The sequence below is a fragment of the Kitasatospora sp. NPDC056181 genome (genome assembly GCF_042266225.1).
GTDB lineage: Bacteria > Actinomycetota > Actinomycetes > Streptomycetales > Streptomycetaceae > Kitasatospora.
This window is the reverse complement of sequence record NZ_JBHJUK010000068.1, coordinates 1-25,273: the sequence shown is the minus strand read 5'-3', so window position 1 is coordinate 25,273 and position 25,273 is coordinate 1. Positions and strand designations below refer to the sequence as shown.

Sequence of the window (25,273 nt, the reverse complement as noted above, 5' to 3'; positions counted from 1 at the left end):
CCCACGGTAGGCAGCCGGCCCCGTGGCGCCCGGCCCCGGCGGGGCCGGCTGCGCTGGATGGCGGCGGTCCGCCACCGGAAAGGCGACGGGCACCACCACCGTCGCCGGCAGCCGGGCCGGCCGGGCCGTGACGGACGCCCGCCGGACGGGGTGTCAGGCGCAGAGCTGGCTGGCGGTGACCGGCTTCAGCCCGTTCCTGGCGAGCCCGTCCAGGATGGCCGGCAGCGCGTCCACCGTGCACTGGTGGCCCATGTGCAGGGCGACCACCGAACCGCCCTTGACGGAGCCGAGCACCCGGCGCTGGAGCTCGGCCGCGCTCGGGTCGCTGTAGTCGCGCGGGTCGACGTCGAAGGAGAGCACGTGCTCGTAGCCGACCGCCCTGGCCTGCTCGCGCACCATCGGGGTCGCGTACTGGGCGGCGGACGGCCGGAACCAGCGGCCGATCGAGCCGGTGAGCCGCTGGAGCCGCTCCGCGCACTGGGCGATCTCGGCGCGGGCCTGCTCGGCGGACATCGCGGAGATGTTCTGGTGGTTCTGGGTGTGGTTGCCCAGCTCGTGGCCGCCGTCGAGGATGCGCCGGGCCATCTGCGGCTGCTGGTCCAGCCAGCTGCCGACGGCCATCACGGTCAGCCTGGCGCCGTGCTGTTCGGCGATCTCCAGCAGGGTGGTGGCCAGCTTCGGGTCGCCGCTGCCGTGGAAGGTCAGGGCGACGTTCTTGCCGGTGCGCGGCCCGTACGCGACCTCGGCCGGGGTGCCGGCGGCGAGCGGCGGCAGCACGGGCGGGGCGGGCGGCGCACTGGGGGTGGCCGCCGGGTCGGGCGCGGGCGCGGTGGGGGCGGTCGCGGCCGGGGCGGGCGAGGCCGGGCCCTCGCCGCCCGCCCAGGCCGGGTCCACGGCGCCGGGGTCGCCGCCCGGGTGGACGGTGCCGGGGTGCACGGCGAGCGCCCCCGGGTCGGCCCGGCGCGGGCCGGTGCTGCCGCAGGCGGTGAGCAGTCCGCTGCCTGCGGCGAGGCCGGCCAGTCGGGCGGCGGCGCGCAGGACGGTGCGGCGGTCGGCGGTCATCCGGTCGGCAGTCATCGGCAGCCAGCATAGAGACGGCGAAACGCCGGGGCGATTCGAGGGGCCGCCCCGGGACCGGTATTGACATGCACACACACCATCCGTGGAGGGCTGCGGAAACGTGAACTCGCGCTGTTTCCACGGCGGGTCGTCGGATACGATCACGGCGCACCGCGCGGTGGTACACGCACCGCGACGGTCGGGGGACTCCGGCAGTCAGGCATAGGGGGCGGAACACGATGCACGAGGACACCGCTGCGGCGACGACCGGCACGGGAACGGGCACCGACTGGGACTGGGCGCGGGCCGACGACTGGCAGCCGCCGACCGAGCTGGACACGGGCATCCCGCACACCGCCCGGATGTACGACTACTACCTCGGCGGCAAGGACAACTTCGAGGCCGACCGCAAGGCCGCCGAGGCCGCCATCGCCGCCTACCCGGCCCTGCCGCTGCTGGCCCGCACCAACCGCGAGTTCCTCGGCCGCGCCGTCGAGTTCGCGGCCGGCCGGGGCATCCGCCAGTTCGTCGACATCGGCACCGGCATCCCCGCCGTCGGCTCCACCAGCGAGGTCGCCCGGCGGGTCGCCCCGGACGCCCGCGTGGTGTACGTCGACAACGACCCGATCGTCGCCACCCACGCCCGGGCCCTGCTGGCCGGCCACCCGGCCGGCCACACCTCGGTGATCGAGGCCGACCTGCGCGAACCCGCCGCGATCCTCGGCCACCCCGGCCTGCGCGCCGCCGTCGACCTCGGCGAGCCGGTGGCCCTGATGCTCGTCGCCGTCCTGCACTTCATCCGGGACGAGGACGGCGCCGAGGCGATCGTCCGCACCCTGCGCGACGCGCTCGCCCCCGGCAGCGTGCTGATCCTCTCGCACGGCAGCCCCGACTTCGCCTCCCGGGAGAGCGCGGCCGAGGGCGCCCGCATCTACCGCAGCGCCAGCGCCCCGCTGGTGCTGCGCCCGCGCGGCGCCGTCGAACCGTTCTTCGGGGACTTCGAGTTCGCCGGTCCCGGCCTCGTCCAGCTCCCGCTCTGGCGCCCCGAGGCCGGGCACGTCCCGACCGGCGAGCTGCCCGAGGGCTGGCAGGACGTCTCGGCGTACGCGGGCGTGGCCTTCAAGCGCTGAGCCGTGCCGCTGCCGTCCGTACGCCGTGGCCGGTCCCGGCGCCTCCCCTCCAGGCGCCGGGACCGCCCCGCGTCCCCGTGCACCCGGACGATAGCCCGCGCCACTGACAACCCGTCAGTCGCCGGCTCTTCACCCGCCCGGGTTACCCTGCGCCCGTGACCGACATCCCGCCGCTGCCCGGCGCCGCCGCCCGTCTGCTGGAAGCCGTCGCCGCGCCGCCACGGCTGGTCGCCCACCTCGGTCTGGTCCACGAGGTCGCGCGGACCGTCGCCGACTGGTGCGCCGCCGCCTGCCCCGGCCTCGTGCTGGACCGGGAGGCGGTGCTGTTCGGCGCCGCCACCCACGACATCGGCAAGGCCGTCCACCGCGAGGAGCTCACCGCGCCCGGCTCGGCCCACGAACCCGCCGGGTACGAGCTGCTGCTCGCCCACGGCGTCCCCGAGCGGCTGGCCCGGTTCGCCCGCACCCACGCACGCTGGGGCGAGCCGGGCGTCACGGTCGAGGACCTGCTGGTGAGCCTGGCCGACAAGGCGTGGAAGAACAGCCGGGTCCGTGACCTGGAGGACCGGGTGGTCGACCGGCTCGCGACGGCCGGGCGCCGCGAACCCTGGGAGGTCTTCCTGGAGTTGGACGACCTGCTCACCCGGATCGGCGACGACGCCCCGCGCCGGCTCGCCGTCCAGGCCGCCCACCCCGTCCGGTAGCGGGGCGTCCCGGCGGATATTGGCGCGACACCCCGCGCGGGCCGGTGCTAGCTTCCGCAGCATGAAGCCCCTGAGCGAGAACGAGATCCGCGGTTCCTTCGTCAACTGTTCCAAGGGCGAGGCCGGTCGGCTCAACCTGCCCCGGGGCCTGGCCGAACTCCCCTGGGAGCACCTGGACTTCCTCGGCTGGCGGGACCAGGGCGCGCCCGACCGCGGCTACCTGGTGGCCGAGCACGGCGGCGGCCTGGTCGGCGTCACGCTGCGGGTGCCCTCGGTGCGCCGCAGCCTGCGGATGAGCAACGTCTGCTCGTTCTGCATCTCCACCCACGCGGGCTCCGGCGTCGCGCTGCTCGCCGCGCGCCGGGCGGGCGCAGCCGGACGCGAGGGGAACACGGTCGGCACCTACGTCTGCGCCGACCTGCAGTGCTCGCTCTACGTGCGCGGGCTGAAGCAGTCCGCCCTGGTCAGCCGGGCGGAGGAGTCGCTGTCACAGGAGGAGCAGATCGCCCGCACGGTGGCCAACCTGGGCGGCTTCCTGGCAAAGGTCCTCACCGACACCGCGGCCTGACCGACGCCGGGCCTGACCGGCGCCGGGCCTCACCGACACCGCGGCCCGACCGACGCCCGGCCTGACCGCGCGGCCTGGCGGGCAACGTGGCCGCCGTCCGCGCGCCGCCTGCCGCTGCCTACTGCCGCCGCAGCCCGTCCAGCTCGCGCCTGTCCCGCTTGGTGGGCCGCCCGGCACCCCGGTCCCGTTCGCCGGCCGCCGCCAGCAGCTCACGCGGCGGCCGCGGCGGGCTGTTGTCCACCAGGCACTCGGCCGCGACGCCCGCCCCGACCCGCTTGCGGACCAGCTTCGTCACCACGACGACCCGCTCGTACCCCTCCTGGCGCACCCGGACCTCGTCCCCCGGCTTCAACGCCTGCGCGGGCTTGGCCCGCTCCCCGTTCACCTTCACGTGCCCGGCCCGGCACGCGGCCGCCGCCAGCGCCCGCGTCTTGGTGAGCCGCACGGACCAGATCCAGCTGTCGACCCGGACGCTTCCCTCGTCTTCGACCATCCTCCGAGCCTACCCAGGCCCTCGGCTACCGCGGCGGCGACTCCTGGACGGCCCAGCCGTTGCCGTCGGGGTCGGAGAAGAAGACGAACGAGTTCCAGTCGCCGCCGCGCCCGTCCACCCGGGCGCCGGCCTCGAAGTGCTGGACCGGGCTCACCTCCACCCCGCGCGCGACCAGCTGGCCGTGCGCCCGGTCGATGTCCGTCACCACCAGCTGGAGCCCCTTCAGCGAGCCCGGCGGAGCGTCCGTCACGCCGGTGCCCAGCACGATCGAGCAGCCGGAGCCCGGCGGCGTCAGCTGCACCACCCGCACCCCGTCCCGGATCCGGGTGTCGTGGTCCACCGTGAAGCCGGCCTGCTCCTCGTAGAAGACCTTGGCCCGGTCCACGTCGGACACCGGGACGACCACCACTTCGAGCTTCCAGTCCATGTCTGATCCCCTTCCGGTCAGACCCGTCCGGACGGGCCCCTCCAGTATCGGCCGTCCGGGCGGCCCCCGCCCGGCGGTCGGCTAGCCTGAGACCACGATGAACCGCCTCAGCACGCCTGCCGCCGCCACCCCCTTCACCACCCCGTGGGGCACCCTCGACCTCACCCGCTACCCGGAGGACCCGCGCGAGCGGCTGCGCGCCTGGGACGCCGCGGACGAGTACCTGCTGCGCCACCTGGCCGGGGAGGCCGCCGGCGCCGAGGGAGGGGCCACCGACCTCACCGGCCGCACCGTCGTCGTCCTCGGCGACCGCTGGGGCGCGCTGACGACGGCTCTCGCCGCGCACGCCCCCGTGCAGATCAGCGACTCCCACCTCGGGCGGCAGGCCACCCTGGCCAACCTCGCCCGGGCCGGTGCCGCGCCCGGCGCCGCCCGGCTGCTCACCACCCAGGACACCCGGCCGGAGCGGATCGACGTCCTGCTGGTCCGGGTCCCGAAGAGCCTGGCGCTGCTGGAGGACCAGCTGCACCGCCTCGCCCCGGCCGTCCACCCGGGCACCGTGGTGATCGGCACCGGCATGGTCACCGAGATCCACACCTCCACGCTGCGGCTCTTCGAGCGCATCCTCGGCCCGACCCGCACCTCGCTCGCCGTCCGCAAGGCCCGGCTGGTCTTCTGCACCCCCGACCCGGCGCTCGACCCCGGTCCCAACCCGTGGCCGCACTCCTACGCGCTGCCGGACGACATCGGCCCGGCCGCCGGCCGCACCGTGGTCAACCACGCCGGCACCTTCTGCGCCGAGCGCCTCGACATCGGCACCCGCTTCCTCCTCGGCCACCTGCCGGCCGCCGCCCCCGGCGACCGCGTCGTCGACCTCGGCTGCGGCAACGGCGTGGTCGGCACCGCCGCCGCCCTGGCGGGCCCGGGCGCCGAAATCGTCTTCGTGGACGAGTCCCACCAGGCCGTCGCCTCCGCCGAGGCCACCTTCCGCACCAACCTCGGCCCGGACGCGCCCGCCCGGTTCCTCACCGCCGACGCCCTCGACACCGAGGCCGTCCCGGCCGGCTCGGTCGACCTCGTCCTCAACAACCCGCCGTTCCACTCCCACCAGGCCACCACCGACGCCACCGCCTGGCGCATGTTCACCGGCGCGCGCCGCGCCCTGCGCCCCGGCGGCGAACTCTGGGTCGTCGGCAACCGCCACCTCGGCTACCACGTCAAGCTCCGCCGCCTCTTCGGCAACTGCCAACTCGTCGCCGGCAACCCCAAGTTCGTCATCCTGCGAGCCGTCAAGCGCTGACCCGGGCGGTGACCGCCCCGGGTGGGTCCGTCGCATACTCCTTGCATGAATGTTCCGTGCTGCGTATATTCATGCCACGACTAAGGAGGGAACGCCATGGCATTGCGAGTCGCCGTCGCCGGCGCGAGCGGGTACGCGGGCGGTGAGGTGCTGCGCCTGCTGCTCGGCCACCCCGAGGTGGAGATCGGGGCGCTGACCGGCGGCTCGAACGCGGGCGCAAGGCTCGGCGCGCTGCAGCCGCACCTGCTCCCGCTCGCCGACCGGATCCTGGAACCCACCACCCCCGAGGTGCTGGCCGACCACGACGTGGTGTTCCTGGCGCTGCCGCACGGCCAGTCCGCCGCCGTCGCCGAGGCGCTCGGCGGGAACGTGCTGATCGTCGACTGCGGGGCCGACTTCCGGCTCAGGGCCGCGGCCGACTGGGAGCAGTTCTACGGCTCCGCGCACGCCGGCACCTGGCCGTACGGCCTGCCCGAGCTGCCCGGCCACCGCGCCGCCCTCAAGGGCGTCAACCGGATCGCCGTGCCCGGCTGCTACCCCACCGCGGTCTCGCTCGCGCTCTTCCCGGCGTACGCCGCGAAGCTCGCCGAGCCCGAGGCCGTGATCGTCGCCGCCTCCGGAACCTCCGGCGCCGGCAAGGCCGCCAAGACCCACCTGCTCGGCAGCGAGGTCATGGGCAGCGTCAGCGCCTACGGCGTCGGCGGTCTCCACCGGCACACCCCGGAGATGTCGCAGAACCTGACCCCGGTCGCGGGCGAGCCGGTCACCGTCTCGTTCACCCCGACCCTCGTGCCGATGCCGCGCGGCATCCTCGCCACCTGCTCCGCCAAGGCGAAGCCCGGCGTGACGGCCGGGAGCCTGCGCGCCGCCTACGCCGAGGCGTTCGACGGCGAGCCCTTCGTCCGCCTGCTGCCCGAGGGGCAGTGGCCGCAGACCAGCAGCGTCTACGGCTCGAACGCCGCCCTGGTCCAGGTCGCCCTGGACGAGACCGCCGGGCGGATCATCGCGATCAGCGCGATCGACAACCTGGTCAAGGGCACCGCCGGCGGCGCGGTGCAGAGCATGAACATCGCCCTCGGCCTCCCCGAGGAGCTCGGCCTTCCCGTGAACGGAGTCGCACCGTGACCAAGAACGTCAACGTCGGCGTGACCGCCGCCAAGGGCTTCCGCGCCGCGGGCGTCACCGCGGGCATCAAGGCCTCCGGCACCCCGGACCTCGCCCTGGTCGTCAACGACGGCCCCTCGCTCGCGGCCGCGGGCGTCTTCACCTCCAACCGGGTCAAGGCCGCCCCCGTGCTCTGGTCCGAGCAGGTCCTCAAGGGCGGCGTGGTCTCCGCGGTCGTCCTCAACTCCGGCGGCGCCAACGCCTGCACCGGCCCGCTCGGCTTCCAGGACACCCACGCCACCGCGGAGAGGGCCGCCGAGGAGCTGAAGGTGAACGCCGGCGAGGTCGCCGTCGCCTCCACCGGCCTGATCGGCGTCCGCCTCCCGATGGACATCCTGCTGCCCGGCGTGGCCGAGGCCGCCGCCGCCCTCAGCACGACCGGCGGCGAGGCCGCCGCGATCGCGATCAAGACCACCGACACCGTCCACAAGACGGCCCAGGTCACCAGCCCGGCCGGCTGGACGGTCGGCGGCATGGCCAAGGGCGCCGGCATGCTCGCCCCGGGCCTCGCCACCATGCTGGTCGTCCTCACCACCGACGCCGACCTCGACGCCGCCGCCCTGGACGCCTCGCTGCGCGGCGCCACCCGCACCACCTTCGACCGGATCGACTCCGACGGCTGCATGTCGACCAACGACACCGTGCTGCTGCTCGCCTCGGCGGCCTCCGGCGTCACCCCGGGACGGGCCGAGTTCGACGAGGCCGTCCGCACCGTCTGCGCCGACCTCGCCCGCCAGCTGATCGGCGACGCCGAGGGCGCCAGCAAGGACATCCGGATCGACGTGACCGCGGCCGCCACCGAGGAGGAGGCCGTCGACGTCGCCCGCGTGATCGGCCGCAACAACCTGCTCAAGTGCGCGATCCACGGCGAGGACCCGAACTGGGGCCGCGTCCTGGCCGCCATCGGCACCACCGGCGCCGCCTTCGACCCGGACCGCCTCGACGTCGCCATCAACGGCGTCTGGGTCTGCAAGGACGGCAGCGTCGGCGAGGACCGCGACCTCGTCGACATGACCGGCCGCGAGGTCGTCATCACCGCCCGCCTCAACGCCGGCGAGGCCGCCGCCACCCTGTGGACCAACGACCTCACCGCCGACTACGTGCACGAGAACAGCGCCTACTCCACCTGAGCCGATCAAGGGAATCCCGTGCAGATCGCACCCAAGGGCGAACAGGCCCGCAACAACACCGCGTTGCCCAAGGCCATGACGCTCATCGAGGCGCTGCCGTGGCTGGAGCGCTTCCACGGCAAGACCGTCGTGATCAAGTTCGGCGGCAACGCCATGGTGGACGAGAGCCTCAAGGCGGCCTTCGCCCAGGACGTGGTCTTCCTGCGCTACGCCGGCCTGCACCCGGTCGTGGTGCACGGCGGCGGCCCGCAGATCAGCGCCCAGCTGGACCGGCTCGGCCTGGAGTCGTCCTTCACCAACGGCCTGCGGGTCACCACCCCCGAGACCATGGACGTGGTCCGGATGGTGCTGGCCGGCCAGGTCCAGCGCGAGCTGGTCGGCCTGCTGAACGGCCACGGCCCGTTCGCGGTCGGCATGACCGGCGAGGACGCCCACACCATGACCGCGGTCAAGCGGTACGCGCTCGTGGAGGGCGAGCAGGTCGACATCGGCCTGGTCGGCGACATCGTCAACATCGAGGCGGGCGCCGTGAAGGCGCTCATCGCCGACGGCCGGATCCCGGTGATCTCCTCGATCGCCCGCGGCGCCGACGGCCACGTCTACAACATCAACGCCGACACCGCCGCCTCCGCCCTCGCGGTCGCGCTCGGCGCCGAGATGCTCGTCGTCCTCACCGACGTCGAGGGCCTCTACAAGGACTGGCCGAACTCCGACGACGTGATCAGCCAGCTCAACGCGAGCGAGCTGGAGGAGCTGCTGCCCGGCCTCGCCAGCGGCATGCTCCCCAAGATGGAGGGCTGCCTGCGCGCCGTCCGCTCGGGCGTGGGCACCGCCCGCGTCCTGGACGGCCGGGTGCAGCACAGCCTGCTGCTGGAGATCTTCACCGACGAGGGCATCGGCACGATGGTCGTGCCGGACGACGAAGCGACCGTGACCGGGGGACTGGCATGACTTCCAACGAGCAACTCACCGAGCGGTACCGGCACTCCTTCACCGAGAACTACGGCACCCCCCGGATCCCGCTGGTCCGCGGCGAGGGCGCGAAGCTGTGGGACGCCGACGGCAAGGAGTACACCGACCTGCTCGGCGGCATCGCCGTCAACGCCCTCGGCACCGCCCACCCGGCGGTCGTCGAGGCGGTCACCCGGCAGATCGGCACGCTCGGCCACGTCTCCAACCTCTTCATGGCCGAGCCCACCATCGCCCTCGCCGAACGGCTGCTGGCCCTGGACGGCCGGGAGGGCGGCCGGGTCTTCTTCTGCAACTCCGGCGCCGAGGCCAACGAGGCCGCGTTCAAGATCAGCCGGCGGACCGGCCGCACCCGGGTCGTGGCCCTGGAGGGCGGCTTCCACGGCCGGACCATGGGCGCCCTCGCGCTCACCGGCCAGCCCGCCAAGCAGGCGCCGTTCCTCCCGCTGCCCGGCGAGGTCACGCACGTCCCGTTCGGCGACGTCGAGGCGCTGCGGGCGGCCGTCACCACCGAGACCGCCGCCGTCTTCCTGGAGCCGGTCCAGGGCGAGAACGGCGCGATCCCGCTGCCCGACGGCTACCTGGCCGCCGCCCGCGAGATCACCCGCGCCACCGGCACCCTGCTGATCCTGGACGAGATCCAGACCGGCATCGGCCGCACCGGCCACTGGTACGCCCACCAGGCCTTCGAGGGAGTCGAGCCGGACGTCGTCACCCTCGCCAAGGCGCTCGGCGGCGGCCTGCCGATCGGCGCCGTCCTCGCCTTCGGGGAGGCCGCCGAGCTGCTCACCCCGGGCCAGCACGGCACCACCTTCGGCGGCAACCCGGTGGTCGCGGCGGCGGCGCTCGCGGTGCTCGACACCATCGAGTCCGAGGGCCTGCTGGAGCACGTCCGCAAGCTCGGCGAGCGGCTGCGGAACGGCATCGAGGCGATCGGCGACCCGCTGGTCTCGCACGTGCGCGGCGCCGGCCTGCTGCTCGGCATCGTGCTCACCGAGCCGGTGTCCGGCCAGGTCCAGGCGGCCGCCCAGGAGGCCGGCTTCCTGGTGAACGCCGCCGTACCGGACGCCGTCCGGCTGGCGCCGCCGCTGGTGCTCACCGAGCAGGAGGCGGACGCCTTCCTGGCCGCCCTGCCGGAGATCCTCCGGACGGTGCGGGAGAACGCCCCGGCCGATGCGAGCCGAGCGTAGTCCGGGAGAATAATCACATGACCGTACCCAACTCCGGCCAACCCGCCGCCGGCCCGTCGCCGCAGGTCCCGCAGACCCGGACCGCGCGCCACCGGCGGATCGTGGACCTGCTCACCCGCCAGCCCGTGCGCTCGCAGAGCCAGCTCGCCAAGCTGCTCGCCGACGACGGACTGGTGGTCACCCAGGCCACCCTCTCCCGGGACCTGGACGAGCTGGGCGCGGTGAAGATCCGCAACCGGGACGGTGCACTCATCTACGCCGTCCCGGCCGAGGGCGGCGACCGCACGCCGCGCGCACCGATGGGGGAGTCGGCCAGCGAGGGCCGGATGGCCCGGCTGGCGGGCGAGCTCATGGTGTCCGCCACCGCCTCCGGCAACCTCGTCGTGCTGCGCACCCCGCCGGGCGCGGCCCAGTTCCTGGCCTCCGCGATCGACCAGGCCGAGGTCTTCGAGATCATCGGTACCATCGCCGGCGACGACACCGTCCTGCTGATCAGCCGGGACCCGGCCGGCGGCCAGGCCCTCGCCGACCACCTGATGCAACTCGCCCAGGCCAAGGCCCAGTAGCACCCGCGCCCGTACGGACCCCGGTCGGTGGACCTTCACCGGCCGGGGTTTGCGTTTCATACGGCGTAGTGCATAATTATGCCCATCGCCGCAAACTTGTACGCCCCCGTACCCATGTGCGACACGGGCGACACCTTCGACCGGTCGACGTCCGAGGGCTTCACCGAGACCTTCGGGACGTCATCGGAGCCCGCCGCCCGCCGGGGCCTCGGCTGACCGGCCCACCCCCTCCAACCCCCTTCCCGTACCCCGCACAAGGAGCCACGCGATGTCCGCCGAGAAGTCCTCCGACGTCCGCCTCTGGGGCGCGCGCTTCGCCGACGGCCCGTCCGAGGCGCTGGCCAAGCTCTCCGCCTCGGTCCACTTCGACTGGCGCCTCGCGCCGTACGACATCGCCGGCTCCAAGGCCCACGCCCGCGTGCTGCACAAGGCCGGCCTGCTCGGCGACGCCGAACTCGACGGCATGCTGGCCGGCCTCGACCAGCTGCTCGCCGACGTCGAGGCCGGCACCTTCACCGGCACCGTCGCCGACGAGGACGTCCACACCGCGCTGGAGCGCGGCCTGCTGGAGCGGCTCGGCGCCGAACTCGGCGGCAAGCTGCGGGCCGGCCGCTCGCGCAACGACCAGATCGCCACGCTCTTCCGGATGTACCTGCGGGACCACGCGAAGATCATCGGCGGGCTCGTCCTCGACCTCCAGCACGCCCTGGTCGGCCTGGCCGAGGGGCACCCGGACACCGCCATGCCGGGCCGCACCCACCTCCAGCACGCCCAGCCCGTCCTCTTCGCCCACCACGTCCTCGCGCACGTGCAGGCCCTCGGCCGGGACGCCGAGCGGCTGCGCCAGTGGGACGCCCGCACCGCCGTCTCCCCGTACGGCTCCGGTGCGCTCGCCGGCTCCTCGCTCGGCCTCGACCCGCAGGCGGTGGCCGCCGATCTCGGCTTCGAGCGCGGCTCGGTCGGCAACTCCATCGACGGGACGGCCTCGCGCGACTTCGTCGCCGAGTTCGCCTTCGTCACCGCGATGATCGGGATCAACCTCTCCCGGATCGCGGAGGAGGTGATCATCTGGAACACCAAGGAGTTCGGCTTCATCACGCTGCACGACGCCTTCTCCACCGGCTCCTCGATCATGCCGCAGAAGAAGAACCCGGACATCGCCGAGCTGGCGCGGGGCAAGTCCGGCCGCCTGATCGGCAACCTCACCGGCCTGCTGGCCACGCTCAAGGCGCTGCCGCTCGCCTACAACCGGGACCTCCAGGAGGACAAGGAGCCGGTCTTCGACTCCTGCGACACGCTGGAGGTGCTGCTGCCCGCCTTCACCGGCATGATGGCCACCCTCACCGTGCACCGGGAGCGGCTGGAGGAGCTGGCCCCGGCCGGCTTCTCGCTCGCCACCGACATCGCCGAGTGGCTGGTCAAGCAGGGCGTGCCGTTCCGGGTCGCGCACGAGGTGGCCGGAGCCTGCGTCAAGACCTGCGAGCAGCAGGGCATCGAGCTGGCCGACCTGACCGACGAGCAGTTCGCCGCGATCTCCGGCCACCTGACGCCCGAGGTCCGCTCGGTGCTCAGCGTCCACGGCGCGATCGCCTCGCGCAACGGGCGGGGCGGCACCGCCCCCTCGGCGGTCGCCGTCCAGCTCGGCGAGGTGAAGGCCGACCTGGCGCTCCAGGAGGCGTGGGTCCGGGGCTGACCCCGCGGTCCGGGGCAGGGGCGTGGCGGTCCGGCCGCCGCGCCCCTTTCGCGTGCACACGACCGGGGGCCCGTAACCGGGGCCGCCCCCGCCCGGTCATGAACGGTGTGTGCGCCGACCTTCCGCCCGTCCCCTCCGCCGAGGACGAGGTGTTCGCCGTCCTGCGGCGGCGCCTCGTCCGCGAGGCGGTGGCCGCCCTGCCCGGCCGCTGCCCCCAGCTGGTCGCGGCCCTCGCCGAGGACCCGCCGCCCAGCTACCGCGAGCTCTCCGAACGCCTCGGCATGCCGCGCGGCTCGATCGGCCCGACCCGCTCCCGCTGCCTCGCCTGCCTGCGCGCCCTCCTGCACGGCGAGCGCTACGGCTGACCGCCCGCGGCCCGGCCCCGCCGCCCCTTCGGCCGCCGCCCCGGGCGCGCCGCCCGGGCGTCCCGAGCGGCCCTCCGCCGGCGTCCCCGCCCCGTTCCCGCCGGACGTGACCCTCGCCACGTCCGGCAGCCGGAAGGTTGAGAGCAGCTGACGCGCGGGTAGAGCGCTGGCGAACGTAGCTCTTGACGGTCGCGCGATCGCTCGGATACTGAGCGTGAACGCGCCATCGGCGTCGCGGGCCCGACCGGGGCACCACGGCTGGTACGTTCGTGCGCCACCCCCGGTCAGGGCAGATCCCCGGCCGGGACACCTCCGGCAGGGCATCCGGTGCGGCACCCTCACGTTTGCGCGCCGGGCACGACATTGGGGAGGCCCCAGCACATGGGCATGAGCGTGATCATCTCGGCGGCCGACGCCGAGGACGCGGAGCAGATCCTCAAGCTCCAGTACCTCGGCTACCAGAGCGAGGCCGAGCTGTACGGCGACTGGACCCTGGAGCCGCTGACGCAGACCCTGGAGAGCCTGCGCGGCGAACTGACCGAACAGCACTTCCTGGTCGCCCGCCTCGGCGACGAGGTCGTCGGCACCGTCCGCGGCCGGACCGGCCCCGACGGCATCGCCCGGATAGGGCGTCTGGTCGTCCACCCCCGGATGCAGCGCCACGGCCTCGGCGGCCGGCTGCTGGAGGCGCTGGAGCGCCGCCTCGCCGAGGAGGGCCGCCCGGTGACCGCCTACCGCCTGTTCACCGGCCACCGCAGCCTCGGCAACCTGCGCCTCTACGCCCGCCAGGGCTACCGCCAGACCACCGTCGAGCAGGTCAACGGCCGGCTCAGCCTGGTCCACCTGGAGAAGCCCGCCGCCGTCGAGCTCGCCGCCACCGCCTGAGCCCTCCCGGGGCCCGTACCCGGCCCCACCGGCCCGGCGCCGCCATCATCCGGACATCCCGGAGGCGGTGCCGGGCCGTATTTGTGCTGGTCACAGCAGTTTCCGTCCGCATTGCGGACGGAGGAACCAAATAATTGGGACCAAATCGCCCCATCTGATTTACTGGCTCACATGACCGCGACGACGCAATGGACCCCCACCGGCACCCTGCCGGCAGGTGAGCGCGCCATGTGTCGTCGAATGTGTCACTGCTGAGGGCCACCGTTCCCCCTCCTCGCGCCCCGAAGCGAGACCGGCCGCTCCCGTCCTGAGTGAGCGCGCCCCGCCTGCCGCAGAGCACCCCCTCCCTCCGCCTGCCCGTCCACGGGCGGGTGGCGTTCCCTGATGACTCGTAAGGGCCACGCCGTCGCGCGGCCCGACCGCGCACCGGGGGCGATCAAGGGGTGGCAGGTCCGGATCCCCCTGGCGAAACGCCGTCCACGTCGCCGACCGCAACCCGGTCCCGCGGCCGTGCGCCGTCCGCCCCCGACCCACGGAAGCAGCTGTGATCACCACCACGGACCTCACGAAGGTCTACCGCTCCCGCGGCCGCGAGGTGACCGCCCTCGCCGGCGTCGACCTGCACGTCCGCCCCGGCGAGGTCTACGGAGTCGTCGGCACCAGCGGTGCCGGCAAGTCCACCCTCATCCGCTGCGTCAACATGCTGGAGCGCCCCAGCTCCGGCACGGTCACCGTGGACGGCGTCGAGCTCACCGCGCTCGCCGGCGGCGAGAACCGGGCCGGCCGGGAGCTGCGCGAGGCCCGTCGCCGGATCGGCATGGTCTTCCAGCACTTCAACCTGCTGGCCTCGCGCACCGTCCAGCAGAACGTCGAGCTCCCGCTGGAGATCATCGGCCTGGACCGCACCGAGCGCCGCCGCAAGGCCGCCGAACTCCTCGACCTGGTCGGCCTCGCCGACAAGGCCCGCAGCTACCCCGGCCAGCTCTCCGGCGGCCAGAAGCAGCGCGTCGGCATCGCCCGCGCCCTCGCCGGCGACCCCAAGGTGCTGCTCTCCGACGAGGCCACCTCGGCACTCGACCCCGAGACCACCCGCTCCATCCTCAAGCTGCTGCGCGACCTCAACCAGCAGCTCGGCCTCACCGTCCTGCTGATCACCCACGAGATGGACGTCATCAAGTCCGTCTGCGACTCCGCCGCCCTGATGCGCGGCGGCAGGGTGGTCGAGTCCGGCGAACTCACCGACCTGCTCGCCACGCCCGGCTCCGAGCTCGCCCGCGAGCTCTTCCCGCTCAGCGAGTTCGGCACCGGCAGCCCCGGCGGCACCGTGCTGGAGATCACCTTCCAGGGCGACACCTCCGCCCGGCCCTTCGTCTCCCAGCTCGCCCGCACCTACCAGATCGACATCAACATCCTCGGCGCCGCCGTCGAGACCATCGCCGGCCGGATGGTCGGCCGGATGCGGGTCGAACTGCCCGGCAGCCGGACGGACAACGTGGTCCCGATCGGCTTCCTGCGCGAGCAGGGCCTCCAGGTGGACGTGATCGACGCGGACGGCGTCGGCAGGGCGAGCGGAGCGGTGGCATGACCTGGGACCAGATGCAGGAACTGATGTGGCCCGCCACCTGGGAGACCCTCCAGATGGTCGGCGTCGCCACCGTCGGCACCGTACTGCTCGGCCTGCCGCTCGGCGTCCTCCTCGTCCTCACCGACAAGGGCGGACTGCTGCAGAACCGGCCCGTCAACAAGGTGCTCGGCGCCGTCGTGAACGTCGTCCGCTCGGTGCCGTTCATCATCCTGATGATCGCCCTGATCTCCTTCACCCGCTGGCTGGTCGGCACCTCCATCGGCTGGCAGGCCGCGACCGTGCCGCTCACCATCGGCGCGATCCCCTTCTTCGCCCGCCTGGTCGAGACCTCCGTCCGCGAGGTCGACCGCGGCCTGGTCGAGGCCGTCCAGGCCATGGGCGGCTCCACCTGGACCATCGTGAGGAAGACGCTGCTGCCCGAGGCGCTGCCCGCCCTCGTCGCCTCCGTCACCACCACGGTCATCACGCTGATCAGCTACTCCGCGATGGCCGGCGTCGTCGGCGGCGGCGGCCTCGGCACCCTCGCCATCAACTACGGCTACTTCCGCTTCGAGACCGCCTTCATGTGGATCATCGTCGCGGAGCTGGTGATCATCGTCACCGCCGTCCAGCTGATCGGCGACCAGGCCGTCCGCAGCCTCGCCAACCGCGGACGCGCCGGCGGCCGGACCCGCCTCCTCGGCCCGCGCGGCGCCGCCCCGGCCGCCCCGGCCACCCCCGACGAGGACGTCGTCGCCCCCTAGACCTCCCGCGCCCGACTCCGGACGCGGCTCCCCGTACCACGCAGAAAGGCACTTTTCGTGCGCAACGCCCTGAAGTTCACCAGCGTCCTCGCCACCGCCGGCATCGCCCTCTCCCTCGCCGCCTGCGGCAGCTCGGGCTCCTCCGGGTCCTCCGACCCGAACGCCCCGCTGACCGTCGTCGCCAGCCCCACCCCGCACGGCCAGATCCTCAAGTACGTCAAGGACAACCTGGCGGACAAGGCCGGCCTCAAGCTCAACATCAAGGAGGTCACCGACTACGTGACCCCCAACACCGCGGTGCAGGACGGCTCGGCCGACGCCAACTACTTCCAGCACGTCCCGTACCTGGAGGACTTCAACAAGAAGCACGGCACCCAGATCGTCTCCGTCGAGCCGGTCCACCTGGAGCCGCTGGGCGTGTACTCGAAGAAGGCCAAGGCCATCGGCGAACTCAAGGACGGCGCCACCGTCGGCCTGCCCAACGACGCCACCAACGAGGGCCGCGCGCTCAAGCTGCTCGCCGACAACAACCTGATCACCCTCAAGGCCGGCGTCGGCACCGCCGCCACCCCCGCCGACGTCACCGGCAACCCGAAGAACCTCAAGTGGAAGGAGCTGGAGGCCGCCCAGCTGCCCCGCTCCATCGACGACCTCGACGCCGCCGTCATCAACGGCAACTACGCCCTCGACGCCGGCCTCAAGCCCAACGGCGACTCGCTGGTCCTGGAGAAGGCCGAGGGCAACCCGTACGCCAACATCCTCGCCGTGAAGCAGGGCAAGGAGAACGACCCGCGGGTCAAGAAGCTCGCCGAGCTGCTCCACTCGCCCGAGGTCAAGAAGTACATCGAGGAGAACTTCAAGGGTTCCGTCATCCCCGCGTTCTGATCCCCCGGATCACCGCACCTCCACGACCGGGCCCCCGCCGCACCTCGGCGGGGGCCCGGTCGGGCAGTATGCACCAGTGACTCCCTGACAGACCGGCTTCTGACGTACCGTCGTCCGGTCCGCGCACCGCGTGACACCGGGGGCACCGGGAGGCGTACGGTGTGTCCACGACCCGGCGAGGAGAGACGGCATGGCAGCGAGCTTCCCCGAGACCGCCATCAGCACCGAACGGCTGATGCTGCGCCCCCTTGCGGAGGACGACGCGCCCGGCCTCGCCGAGATGATGGCCGACGACCTCGTCCTGGCCTGGACCGACCTCCCGCACCCCTTCACCGAGTCCTACGCCGCCGAACTCGCCCGCACCCTCGCCCCCGCCCACCGCGCGGCCGGCCGCGGCATCGTCTTCGCCGTCACCGAACACCTCACCCAGCGCCTCGTCGGACTGGTCGAGCTGCGCAACACCGACTGGCGGCTGCGGTCCACCGAGATCTCCTACGTCACCGCCACCTGGGCACGCGGCGAGGGCTACGCGCCCGAGGCCGTCCTCGGCGTCGCCCAGTGGCTGTTCGAGGACCGCGGCTTCCTGCGGCTGGAACTGCGCACCGCCGCCGGCAACACCGCCGCCCAGCAGGTCGCCCAGAAGATCGGCTCCATCAGCGAGGGCGTGCTGCGCAGCGCCTGGATAGTGCGCGGCGAGTCCGGCGAGGTGACCGAGGAGAGCCGCAGCGACCTCATCCTGTGGAGCCTGCTGCCGGAGGACATGGAGAACCCGGCCGACCAGGGGAGCGGCTGGCCCGGCGACCACCGGTACGTCCTGCGCGACTGAGCGCCCGGCGGTTCCGTCCGCGGCCGCGCGCCCCGGCTCGCGCGCCCCGGCCGCCCCGGGCGGCTCGCGGTCAGGGCCGCGGTCAGGGCCGCGGTCAGGACTCTCCGCGGCGGACATGTGTGCGAGATGTAGGCGCCGAGGGGATCACACCCGGTAGCCTCTGACCGGCGCCGCACACGGGCGCCGCACGTCGGCGCACGAGGCGAGGGAGAACAGGCCGCAGATGGCTGACCGGATCACGGTCATCGGGTGGGACGGCACCCCGCTGACCGAGGCCGCCGGCGCGGCCCTCGCCGCGGCCACCCTGGTGGCCGGCGCCCCCTACCAGCTCAGCGCCCTCCCCGTGCCGCCGGGCGCCGAACGGCTCGCCCTCGGGAACGTCCAGCTCGCCGCCCGGCGGATCGCCGAACACCGCGGCGCCGCCGTCGTGGTCGCCGAGGGCGACCCGGGTTTCTTCGGCGTCGTCCGCACCCTGCGCCGCCCCGAGTACGGCCTCGAACTCGAAGTCCTGCCCGCCGTCTCCTCGGTCGCCGCCGCCTTCGCCCGGGCCGGCATGCCCTGGGAGGACGCCCAGGTGGTCAGCGCACACGGCGGACGGCTGCGCCGCGCCGCCAACGTCTGCCGGGCCAACCCCAAGGTCGCCGTCCTCACCGCGCCCGGCGCCGGCCCCAGCGAACTCGCCCTGATGCTGCGCGGGGTGCACCGGACCTTCGTGGTCTGCGAGGCCCTCGGCACCCCAGAGGAGGACGTCACCGTCCTCACTTCCGACCGGGTCGCCGACCACGTCTGGCGTGACCCCAGCGTGGTGCTGGTCATCGGCGGCAACGGCAGCGGCCCCCAGGCCGGCAGCGTCGGCCAGGCGGCCGGCTGGCTGGCCGGACGCCCGGTCGGCTTCCCCGGCCCGGACCGCGGCTGGGCGCTCCCCGCAGACTCCTACGCGGGCGCGGGGCGCACGGAGGACGCGCCCGGCGCATCCGAGACGCTCCCCGCGCACGTTCGCGCCCTGGTGCTGGCCCGTCTGGGTGCCCGCCCCGGCGACCTCGTCTGGTCGGTCGGCGCGGGCGACGGCGCCCTCGCCGTCGAGGCCGCCCGCTTCGGTGCCGCCGTCGTCGCGATCGAGGCCGACCGCGCGGCCTGCGCCCGGCTCACCGTCACCGCCCGCCGCTACGGCGTCGAGGTGGAGACCGTCCACGGCGCCGGCCCCGAGGTGCTCGGCGGCCTGCCGGAGCCGGACGCCGCCGTCGTCGAGGCCGGCGGGCCGGCGGTGGTGCGCGCCGTCCTGGCACGCCGGCCCGAGCGGTTCGTCGCCGTCGCCCACGGCTTCGCCGAGGCGGAGGAGACCCGCCGCGCCATCGCCGAGGCCGGCTACCGGCCGGACGGCGTGCTGCTGCAGTCCTCCCCGCTGGAGACGGACGGGACGGGCGCGCTGAGGCTCGGGGCGGGGGAGCCGGGCGTGCTCCTGCTCTGGGGTGAGCAGATCGTGTGAAGACGAGGTGCCCCGGTGGCGCCCCCGGTGGCGCATCCGGTGAGGGTTCCGGCGCGCGCCCCGGCGTGGACCGCCCTCGGACGCGCCTGCGGGTCCCGGTCCTGACGGGGTGACGCCGCCCGGGCCGGCCGCTCCGTGCGGAGATCCGCGCGGTGATCGAGTCAATGATCGAATCGGTGATCGAGTCGGTGATCCCGGTCGCATCCGGACACCGATTCGAGAGGCGGCGGCGCCGGGCCGGTAGTGTGGCGTCCGGGACGGCTGCGGCGTCCGACGGCCCGCCCGATCCGGTCGGTTTGTCGCCTTTTTGACGCGATGCAACCCGGTACGGCTCGGAGTGTGGGCAATTCGACGGGCCGCCTGCCGGACCTGGAGAATGCCGTAGGGTCCGGTGCGGTCGTGCCGGTTGCCCCGGCTTGTCGTTGTTTCAGATGGCGCACCGCCCCCTGTGGGTGGTGCGCGGGCCGGGGTGCCGCAGCGCGCCGGAAGGACTTCGGCCGCAGCGCCTCGGCGCGGCGGCCGTGTGTGGTTGAGGGGCGGGCCGCTGCTGGCCCGGCCCGTGCGGATGGGCGCTGCGGTCGGTGATCGCGTCGCCGAGGGCGCGGCAGCGGCCTGGAAGGAGCTTTGACATGACCGATGGCGGCCACGTTCCGAACGAGGGACTGCCGGAGCACCTGCTCGCCGGGCCGGAGGGCGTCGCGGCTGTCGCGCCCCTGCAGGGCGTCGCACCCGTGCAGGGTGTCGCGGTGGACGGCGGCGTGATCCCGAACCCCGCGATGCCGAACGCCGGGATGCCGAACGCGGGGATGCCGAACCCCGGTATGGCGAACCCCGCGGTGCCGGGGAACGGCATGCCCGGCGCGGTGCCGCCGCAGGGCCTGCCCGGCCAGGGCCAGCCGCTCGGCACGCCCGGCTACGGCGTCCCGGTCGCCGGTGTGCCCGGTGCGCCCGTCCCGGGCGCCCCCGTCGGCGGCGTGCCGGCCGAGGGCTGGGCCGTCGACCCGGGCGCCCCGCGCCCCGCCTTCCACTTCCTCGACCAGCCCGACCAGCCGGACCTCCTCGACGACGAGGACGACGTGCTGCTCATGCCCGGCCCGCAGGGCTCCTGGGGCGAGCCGCTCGCGCCCCTCCACGCCGACCCGGCCGCCGACCAGCAGGGCGGGCCCGGCACGCCCGTCGAGCCGTCCTGGCCGCCGCTGGAGCCGCCGGTGCTCGGTACCGACCCGGCCGCACAGCAGGTCCCGGGACAGCCGATGGTCCAGGGCCAGCCGGTGCAGGGCCCCGGCCAGCCCGTCCAGACCCCGCTCCAGGCACAGGGCCAGGACGCGCTGACGGCGGCTCAGCAGCCGCGTCGCCCGCTGCACGCCGGCCCGCCGGTCCCGGACCCGTCGCTGATGACCGGGCAGGTCCCGGTGCGCTCGCTCGCCGACCGCGGCCCGTCGCAGGGCGGTACGCCCGCGCACGGCATCCCGGTCGTCGTCGGGCAGCAGGAGCCGCAGGCCGCCGTTCCCGTCCAGGCCCAGCCGGTGCCGCAGCCGGCCCCGGAGGCCCCGCAGGTCGTCGAGGCTCCCCAGGTCGTCGGGGCCGCGCAGGTCGTCGAGGTTGCCGAGGCCGCGGTGGCGGTCGAGCCGGTCGTCACGGAGACGGTCGAGGCCGTCAACGCCGAGCCTTCCGTCGCCGAGCCTGCCGTCGCCGAGGCGGTCGCCGTCGAGGCAGTCGCGCAGTCCGGGGCCGAGGCCGTTGTCGAGCAGCCGGCCGAGCCGCAGGCCGTGGCCGCGCAGGCGGAGGCCCCCGAGGCTCTCGTCGCGCCCGTGGCGGAGCCCACCGCGGAAGCCCCCGTCGAGGCTCCGGCCGACTCCGTCGTGGAGCCGATCGCCGCCGAGCCGACCACCACCGAGCCGAGCGCTGCTGAGGCGCCCGTGGAGGCTGGAGCCCCCGCCGACCCGGCTGGCCCGGTCGCCGCCGAGGAGCAGCCGTCCGAGGCCGCCGCCCCGGCTCAGGGCACCCAGGTTCAGGGCGCCCAGGTTCAGGGCGCCCAGGTTCAGGGCGCCCAGGCCGGCCAGCCGCGCCGGATCTCCGCCTTCCTCGCCGCACCCGCCCCGCACGGCCTGCCGCAGGTCGAGGCGGTCGAGCAGGCGCCGGCGGGCGCGGAGGCCGAGGCGCAGCAGTCCGTGCCCATAGCGCCCGCCGAGCAGCCCGAGGCGCCCGCCGAGGCCGGCACGGACGCCACCGCCGAGTCCGGCGCGCCCGCCGAGTCCGGCGTGCCCGCCGAGGCGGGTGCCCAGCCCGAGGCCCAGGCTCAGCCCGAGGCCCAGGCCCAGCCCGAGGCCGTCGCGGAGACGGCCGTCGGCACCGGCGAGATGCCCTCCGGCCAAGCCGTCGCCACACCGGAGGCCGAGCAGCCGCAGGAGGCCGCGCCGGCCGAGGCCGCCGCCGAGGTGACGACACCCGCCGAGCCGGCCGCCGCCGAGGCCGCCGAGTCGGCCGGTGAGCGCGAGGCTGCCGTCGCCGCCGAGGCCGACGCGCAGCCCGAGGGCCAGGCCGCTCCCGCCGGGACCGAGGCCGCTGCCGACCCCGCCCCCGCCCCCGAGGCCGTCGTGGACGCCCCCGCCGAGGGTGTCGCCACGGACGGTCCCGCCGAGCAGCCTGCCGCCGAGCCCACCTCCTCGGAGCCCGCCTCCGCCGAGGCCGCCTCCGAGGAGTCGGCCCCCGAGGACCTCGCCCCCGAGGAGCCCGCCGAGCCGCGCGGCCCGGCCGCCCCCGCCTACGACGACGCCGGCCGCGAGGCGGTCCACCAGGTCATCCGCGAGCGCCGCGACATCCGCAACGGCTTCCGCCCGGACGCGATCCCGCACGAGGTGCTGATCCGCGTCCTGGAGGCCGCCCACACCGCGCCCAGCGTCGGCTACTCCCAGCCGTGGGACTTCGTGGTCATCCGCTCGGCCAAGACCCGCCGCAAGATGCACGAACTGGCCGAGCGCCAGCGCGTGGCGTACGCGGACTCGCTCCCCAAGGGCCGCGCCAAGCAGTTCAAGGAAATCAAGATCGAGGCGATCCTCGAGACGCCCGTCAACATCGTCGTCACCGCGGACCGCACCCGTGGCGGCCGGCACACCCTGGGCCGGCACACCCAGCCGCAGATGGCGCCGTACTCGGCCGCCCTCGCCGTCGAGAACCTCTGGCTGGCCGCCCGCGCCGAGGGCCTCGGCGTCGGCTGGGTGAGCTTCTTCGACGAGGACGAGATGGTCCGCGAGCTCGGCCTGCCCGAGCACCTGGAGGTCGTCGCGTACCTCTGCGTCGGCTACGTCGACGCCTTCCCGGACGAGCCCGAGCTCCAGCAGCAGGGCTGGGCCAAGAAGCGCCCGCTGTCCTGGGTCGTCCACGAGGAGCAGTACGGCAACCGCGCGCTGCCCGGCGAGGAGCCGCACAGCGTGCTCTCCGAGACCCTGCGCGGCATCCGCCCGCTGGACGCCAAGGCGCTCGGCGAGGCCTGGGACCGCCAGAAGCGGATGACCAAGCCCGCCGGTTCGCTCGGCATGCTGGAGATCATCTCCGCCCAGCTGTCCGGCCTCTCCCGCAAGTGCCCGCCGCCGATCCCGGAGCCCGCCTGCGTGGCGATCTTCGCGGCCGACCACGGCGTCCACGCCCAGGGCGTCAGCCCCTGGCCGCAGGAGGTGACCGCCCAGATGGTCGGCAACTTCCTGGCCGGGGGAGCGGTGATCAACTCCTTCGCCAAGCAGATCGGCACCGAGGTCTGCGTGGTGGACGTCGGCGTCGCCGCCGAGCTGCCCGACGCGATCCAGCAGGGCCGCACCACCGGCCTGCTGCCGCGCAAGGTCCGCCCCGGCACCGGCGACATGACGCAGGGCCCGGCGATGACCCGCGAGGAGGCCCTCAAGGCCCTCGAAATCGGCATCGAGACCGCCCGTGACCTGGTCGCCGCCGGCAACAAGGCGCTGATCACCGGCGACATGGGCATCGCCAACACCACCGCCTCCGCCGCCCTGATCTCGGTCTTCACCGGTCTGGACCCGGCCGAGGTCACCGGGCGGGGCACCGGCATCGACGACGCGACCCACGCCCGCAAGATCGAGGTGGTCCGCGCGGCGCTCACCCTGCACCAGCCGGACCCGGCCGACCCGATCGGCGTCCTCGCCGCCATCGGCGGCCTGGAGCACGCCGCAATCGCCGGCTTCCTGCTCGGTGCCGCGTCGCTGCGTACGCCGGTCATCCTGGACGGCGTCATCGCCGGCTCGGCCGCCCTGGCCGCCAAGGCGATCGCCCCCGAGGTGCTGGCCGCCTGCATCGCGGGCCACCGCTCCGCCGAGCCCGGCCACCAGGCCGCGCTGGCCAAGCTCGGGCTGCGTCCGCTGATCGACCTCGACCTGCGGCTCGGCGAGGGCACCGGCGCCCTGCTGGCCCTGCCGCTGGTGCAGAGTGCGGCCCGGGCGATGCACGATGTAGCCACGTTCGACTCCGCCGGGGTCACCGAGAAGGCCTGACGCCCGTTCGCACCGCTCCGTGGACCGGCCCGAGGGCGCGCCGGAACGCGGAGCGGTGCCTTGCCGTACCCCCACCACCCTCACCCCTGATCCAGGAGTCCCGCCCATGACCGCGCCCAACCCGCACCCCGGCACCGAGGGCCGCACCCCGTACCCGGTCGGCCTGCTGCTCGCCGGCCGCCGTGTCGTCGTGGTCGGCGGCGGCCACGTCGCCCAGCGCAGGCTGCCCGCCCTGATCGCCACCGGTGCGGACCTGCACCTGATATCGCCGACCACCACGCCAGCGGTGCAGGCCATGGCCGACGCCGGCGAACTGACCTGGCACGAGCGCCGCTACCAGGACGGCGACCTCGCCGGCACCTGGTACGCCCTGGTCGCCACCGACGACCCGGCGGTCAACACGGAGGTCAGTGCCGAGGCCGAGCGCGAGCGGGTGTTCTGCGCCCGCAGCGACGACGCGGCCGCGGCCACCGCCTGGACGCCGGCCAGCGGCCGCGACGCGGGTGCCACCGTCGCCGTCCTCACCGGTGACCCGCGGCACTCCGCGGCCCTGCGCGACTCCATCGTGGACGGTCTGCGGGACGGCTCGCTGGCCGCCCGCCAGTACCGCGCGCACGGGGCCGGGGTCGCCCTGGTCGGCGGCGGTCCGGGCGACCCGGACCTGATCACCGTCCGCGGCCGGCGGCTGCTGGCCGACGCGGACGTGGTGGTCGCCGACCGGCTGGCGCCGCGCGAGCTGCTCGCCGAGCTGCCGGAGCACGTCGAGGTGATCGACGCATCGAAGATCCCCTACGGGCGTTTCATGGCCCAGGAGGCGATCAACCGGACGCTCATCGAGCACGCCAAGGCCGGCAAGTTCGTGGTCCGGCTCAAGGGCGGCGACCCGTACGTGTTCGGCCGTGGCGGCGAGGAGCTGCTGGCCTGTGCGGAGGCCGGACTGCCGGTCACGGTGGTCCCGGGCATCTCCAGCTCGATCAGCGTCCCGGCGTCGGTCGGCGTGCCGGTCACCCACCGCGGGATGACGCACGAGTTCACGGTGATCTCCGGCCACGTCGGCCCGGACGACGAGCGCTCGCTGACCAACTGGGAGGCCGTCGGGCGGATGACCGGCACCCTGGTGCTGCTGATGGCCGTGGACAAGATCGGCGCGATCGCGGCCAAGCTGGTCGAGTGCGGACGTCCGGCGGACACCCCGGTGGCCGTCGTCCAGGAGGGCACCACCGCTGCCCAGCGCCGCGTGGACGCCACCCTGGCCACCGTCGCGGCCACCGTCCAGGCGGAGCAGATCAAGCCCCCGGCCGTGATCGTCGTCGGCGACGTCGTCAACGTCCTCGCCCCCGCCACCCCCGCCGCCCACTCCTGACCGGCCCAGCCCGACCCCCTCTTTGCAAAGTGTGACTTTGCAAAGAGGGGGCGGGGGCAATCACCCCGGGCACCCGGGCACCCGGGCGCCCCACCACCTGCAAGAACCGCAGACCGGGCCCTGGGCCCCGGCCCCCGTCTCGGCCCCCCCGGCCCCGGTCCGTGCGGGTTTGGGCGTTGGCCTTTGGAAAAACACGGGGGGGGGGGGGGGGGCCCGCCGCCGGGGGGGGTTTAAAAAAGG

General features: G+C 74.4%; 22 protein-coding genes. 19 read left to right on the top strand and 3 right to left on the bottom strand.

The genetic code is table 11. From position 1 onward, the window contains the following. Positions 1-153: 153 nt before the first annotated feature. Positions 154-1,077 (bottom strand): polysaccharide deacetylase family protein, encoded by a 924-nt coding sequence (locus ACFC1F_RS24350; protein WP_376161242.1) that lies wholly within the window; start codon positions 1,075-1,077, stop codon positions 154-156. A 221-nt stretch (positions 1,078-1,298) separates the two neighbouring features. Between ACFC1F_RS24350 and ACFC1F_RS24345 the strand changes: the two genes are divergently transcribed. The 3 genes from ACFC1F_RS24345 to ACFC1F_RS24335 all read left to right on the top strand — a co-directional run bounded on the left by ACFC1F_RS24345 (position 1,299) and on the right by ACFC1F_RS24335 (position 3,461). Further along, positions 1,299-2,189: an SAM-dependent methyltransferase gene (locus ACFC1F_RS24345; protein WP_209415215.1), complete on the top strand. Its 891-nt coding sequence runs from the start codon at positions 1,299-1,301 to the stop codon at positions 2,187-2,189. Between the two features lie 155 nt (positions 2,190-2,344). Further along, entirely contained in the window at positions 2,345-2,893 is a 549-nt protein-coding gene (locus ACFC1F_RS24340) for an HD domain-containing protein (protein WP_376161240.1), read from the top strand. A 61-nt stretch (positions 2,894-2,954) separates the two neighbouring features. After that, complete coding sequence (locus ACFC1F_RS24335; protein WP_376161238.1) at positions 2,955-3,461, top strand: FBP domain-containing protein; 507 nt, start codon at positions 2,955-2,957, stop codon at positions 3,459-3,461. A gap of 118 nt (positions 3,462-3,579) precedes the next feature. Here the strand turns inward: ACFC1F_RS24335 and ACFC1F_RS24330 are convergent, their stop codons facing one another. Together ACFC1F_RS24330 and ACFC1F_RS24325 are read right to left on the bottom strand one after the other, a co-directional pair. Beyond that, positions 3,580-3,954 (bottom strand): RNA-binding S4 domain-containing protein, encoded by a 375-nt coding sequence (locus ACFC1F_RS24330; RefSeq protein ID WP_148647632.1) that lies wholly within the window; start codon positions 3,952-3,954, stop codon positions 3,580-3,582. 25 nt (positions 3,955-3,979) lie between these two features. Next, entirely contained in the window at positions 3,980-4,381 is a 402-nt protein-coding gene (locus ACFC1F_RS24325; RefSeq protein WP_148647631.1) for a VOC family protein, read from the bottom strand. Positions 4,382-4,478: 97 nt separating this feature from the next. On the opposite strand from ACFC1F_RS24325, the gene ACFC1F_RS24320 reads away from it, so the two are divergent. The 16 genes from ACFC1F_RS24320 (at position 4,479) to cobA (ending at position 25,033) form a co-directional block, all read left to right on the top strand. Beyond that, positions 4,479-5,681 carry a methyltransferase gene (locus ACFC1F_RS24320; RefSeq protein WP_376161236.1) on the top strand — a complete coding sequence of 401 codons (1,203 nt, stop codon included), beginning with the start codon at positions 4,479-4,481 and terminating at the stop codon, positions 5,679-5,681. Positions 5,682-5,777: 96 nt separating this feature from the next. Continuing rightward, entirely contained in the window at positions 5,778-6,806 is a 1,029-nt protein-coding gene (gene argC, locus ACFC1F_RS24315; protein ID WP_376161234.1) for an N-acetyl-gamma-glutamyl-phosphate reductase, read from the top strand. Beyond that, on the top strand, positions 6,803-7,975 hold the full coding sequence (gene argJ / locus ACFC1F_RS24310; RefSeq protein WP_376161232.1) for a bifunctional glutamate N-acetyltransferase/amino-acid acetyltransferase ArgJ: 1,173 nt from the start codon (positions 6,803-6,805) through the stop codon (positions 7,973-7,975). The genes argC and argJ overlap by 4 nt, the downstream gene beginning before the upstream one ends. Before the next feature lie 75 nt (positions 7,976-8,050). Continuing rightward, positions 8,051-8,926, top strand: coding sequence for an acetylglutamate kinase (gene argB, locus ACFC1F_RS24305; protein WP_376161265.1), 876 nt, complete (start codon positions 8,051-8,053; stop codon positions 8,924-8,926). Next, entirely contained in the window at positions 8,923-10,134 is a 1,212-nt protein-coding gene (locus ACFC1F_RS24300; RefSeq protein ID WP_376161230.1) for an acetylornithine transaminase, read from the top strand. Before argB ends, ACFC1F_RS24300 begins: the two co-directional genes overlap by 4 nt. Positions 10,135-10,151: 17 nt before the next feature. After that, positions 10,152-10,700 carry an arginine repressor gene (locus ACFC1F_RS24295; protein WP_148647626.1) on the top strand — a complete coding sequence of 183 codons (549 nt, stop codon included), beginning with the start codon at positions 10,152-10,154 and terminating at the stop codon, positions 10,698-10,700. Between the two features lie 268 nt (positions 10,701-10,968). After that, positions 10,969-12,393, top strand: coding sequence for an argininosuccinate lyase (gene argH / locus ACFC1F_RS24290; RefSeq protein ID WP_376161228.1), 1,425 nt, complete (start codon positions 10,969-10,971; stop codon positions 12,391-12,393). 98 nt (positions 12,394-12,491) lie between these two features. Further along, positions 12,492-12,758 carry an RNA polymerase sigma factor gene (locus ACFC1F_RS24285; protein WP_376161226.1) on the top strand — a complete coding sequence of 89 codons (267 nt, stop codon included), beginning with the start codon at positions 12,492-12,494 and terminating at the stop codon, positions 12,756-12,758. Positions 12,759-13,139: 381 nt separating this feature from the next. Continuing rightward, positions 13,140-13,643: a GNAT family N-acetyltransferase gene (locus tag ACFC1F_RS24280; RefSeq protein WP_209415224.1), complete on the top strand. Its 504-nt coding sequence runs from the start codon at positions 13,140-13,142 to the stop codon at positions 13,641-13,643. A gap of 544 nt (positions 13,644-14,187) precedes the next feature. Continuing rightward, on the top strand, positions 14,188-15,228 hold the full coding sequence (locus ACFC1F_RS24275; protein ID WP_376161223.1) for a methionine ABC transporter ATP-binding protein: 1,041 nt from the start codon (positions 14,188-14,190) through the stop codon (positions 15,226-15,228). Then, the gene (locus ACFC1F_RS24270; protein WP_209415226.1) at positions 15,225-15,971 is read left to right on the top strand and encodes a methionine ABC transporter permease; all 747 of its coding nucleotides are present in this window, start codon (positions 15,225-15,227) and stop codon (positions 15,969-15,971) included. The genes ACFC1F_RS24275 and ACFC1F_RS24270 overlap by 4 nt, the downstream gene beginning before the upstream one ends. Positions 15,972-16,028: 57 nt before the next feature. Continuing rightward, a complete protein-coding gene (locus ACFC1F_RS24265; RefSeq protein WP_209415227.1) occupies positions 16,029-16,856 on the top strand; it encodes a MetQ/NlpA family ABC transporter substrate-binding protein in 828 nt (275 codons plus the stop codon). Between the two features lie 190 nt (positions 16,857-17,046). Beyond that, complete coding sequence (locus ACFC1F_RS24260) at positions 17,047-17,682, top strand: GNAT family N-acetyltransferase (RefSeq protein ID WP_209415228.1); 636 nt, start codon at positions 17,047-17,049, stop codon at positions 17,680-17,682. Positions 17,683-17,905: 223 nt separating this feature from the next. After that, positions 17,906-19,168 carry a precorrin-6y C5,15-methyltransferase (decarboxylating) subunit CbiE gene (cbiE, locus tag ACFC1F_RS24255; RefSeq protein ID WP_376161220.1) on the top strand — a complete coding sequence of 421 codons (1,263 nt, stop codon included), beginning with the start codon at positions 17,906-17,908 and terminating at the stop codon, positions 19,166-19,168. A 629-nt stretch (positions 19,169-19,797) separates the two neighbouring features. Then, complete coding sequence (gene cobT / locus ACFC1F_RS24250) at positions 19,798-23,670, top strand: nicotinate-nucleotide--dimethylbenzimidazole phosphoribosyltransferase (protein WP_376161218.1); 3,873 nt, start codon at positions 19,798-19,800, stop codon at positions 23,668-23,670. Between the two features lie 106 nt (positions 23,671-23,776). After that, on the top strand, positions 23,777-25,033 hold the full coding sequence (gene cobA, locus ACFC1F_RS24245) for a uroporphyrinogen-III C-methyltransferase (RefSeq protein ID WP_376161216.1): 1,257 nt from the start codon (positions 23,777-23,779) through the stop codon (positions 25,031-25,033). The last annotated feature ends 240 nt before the right edge of the window (positions 25,034-25,273 follow it).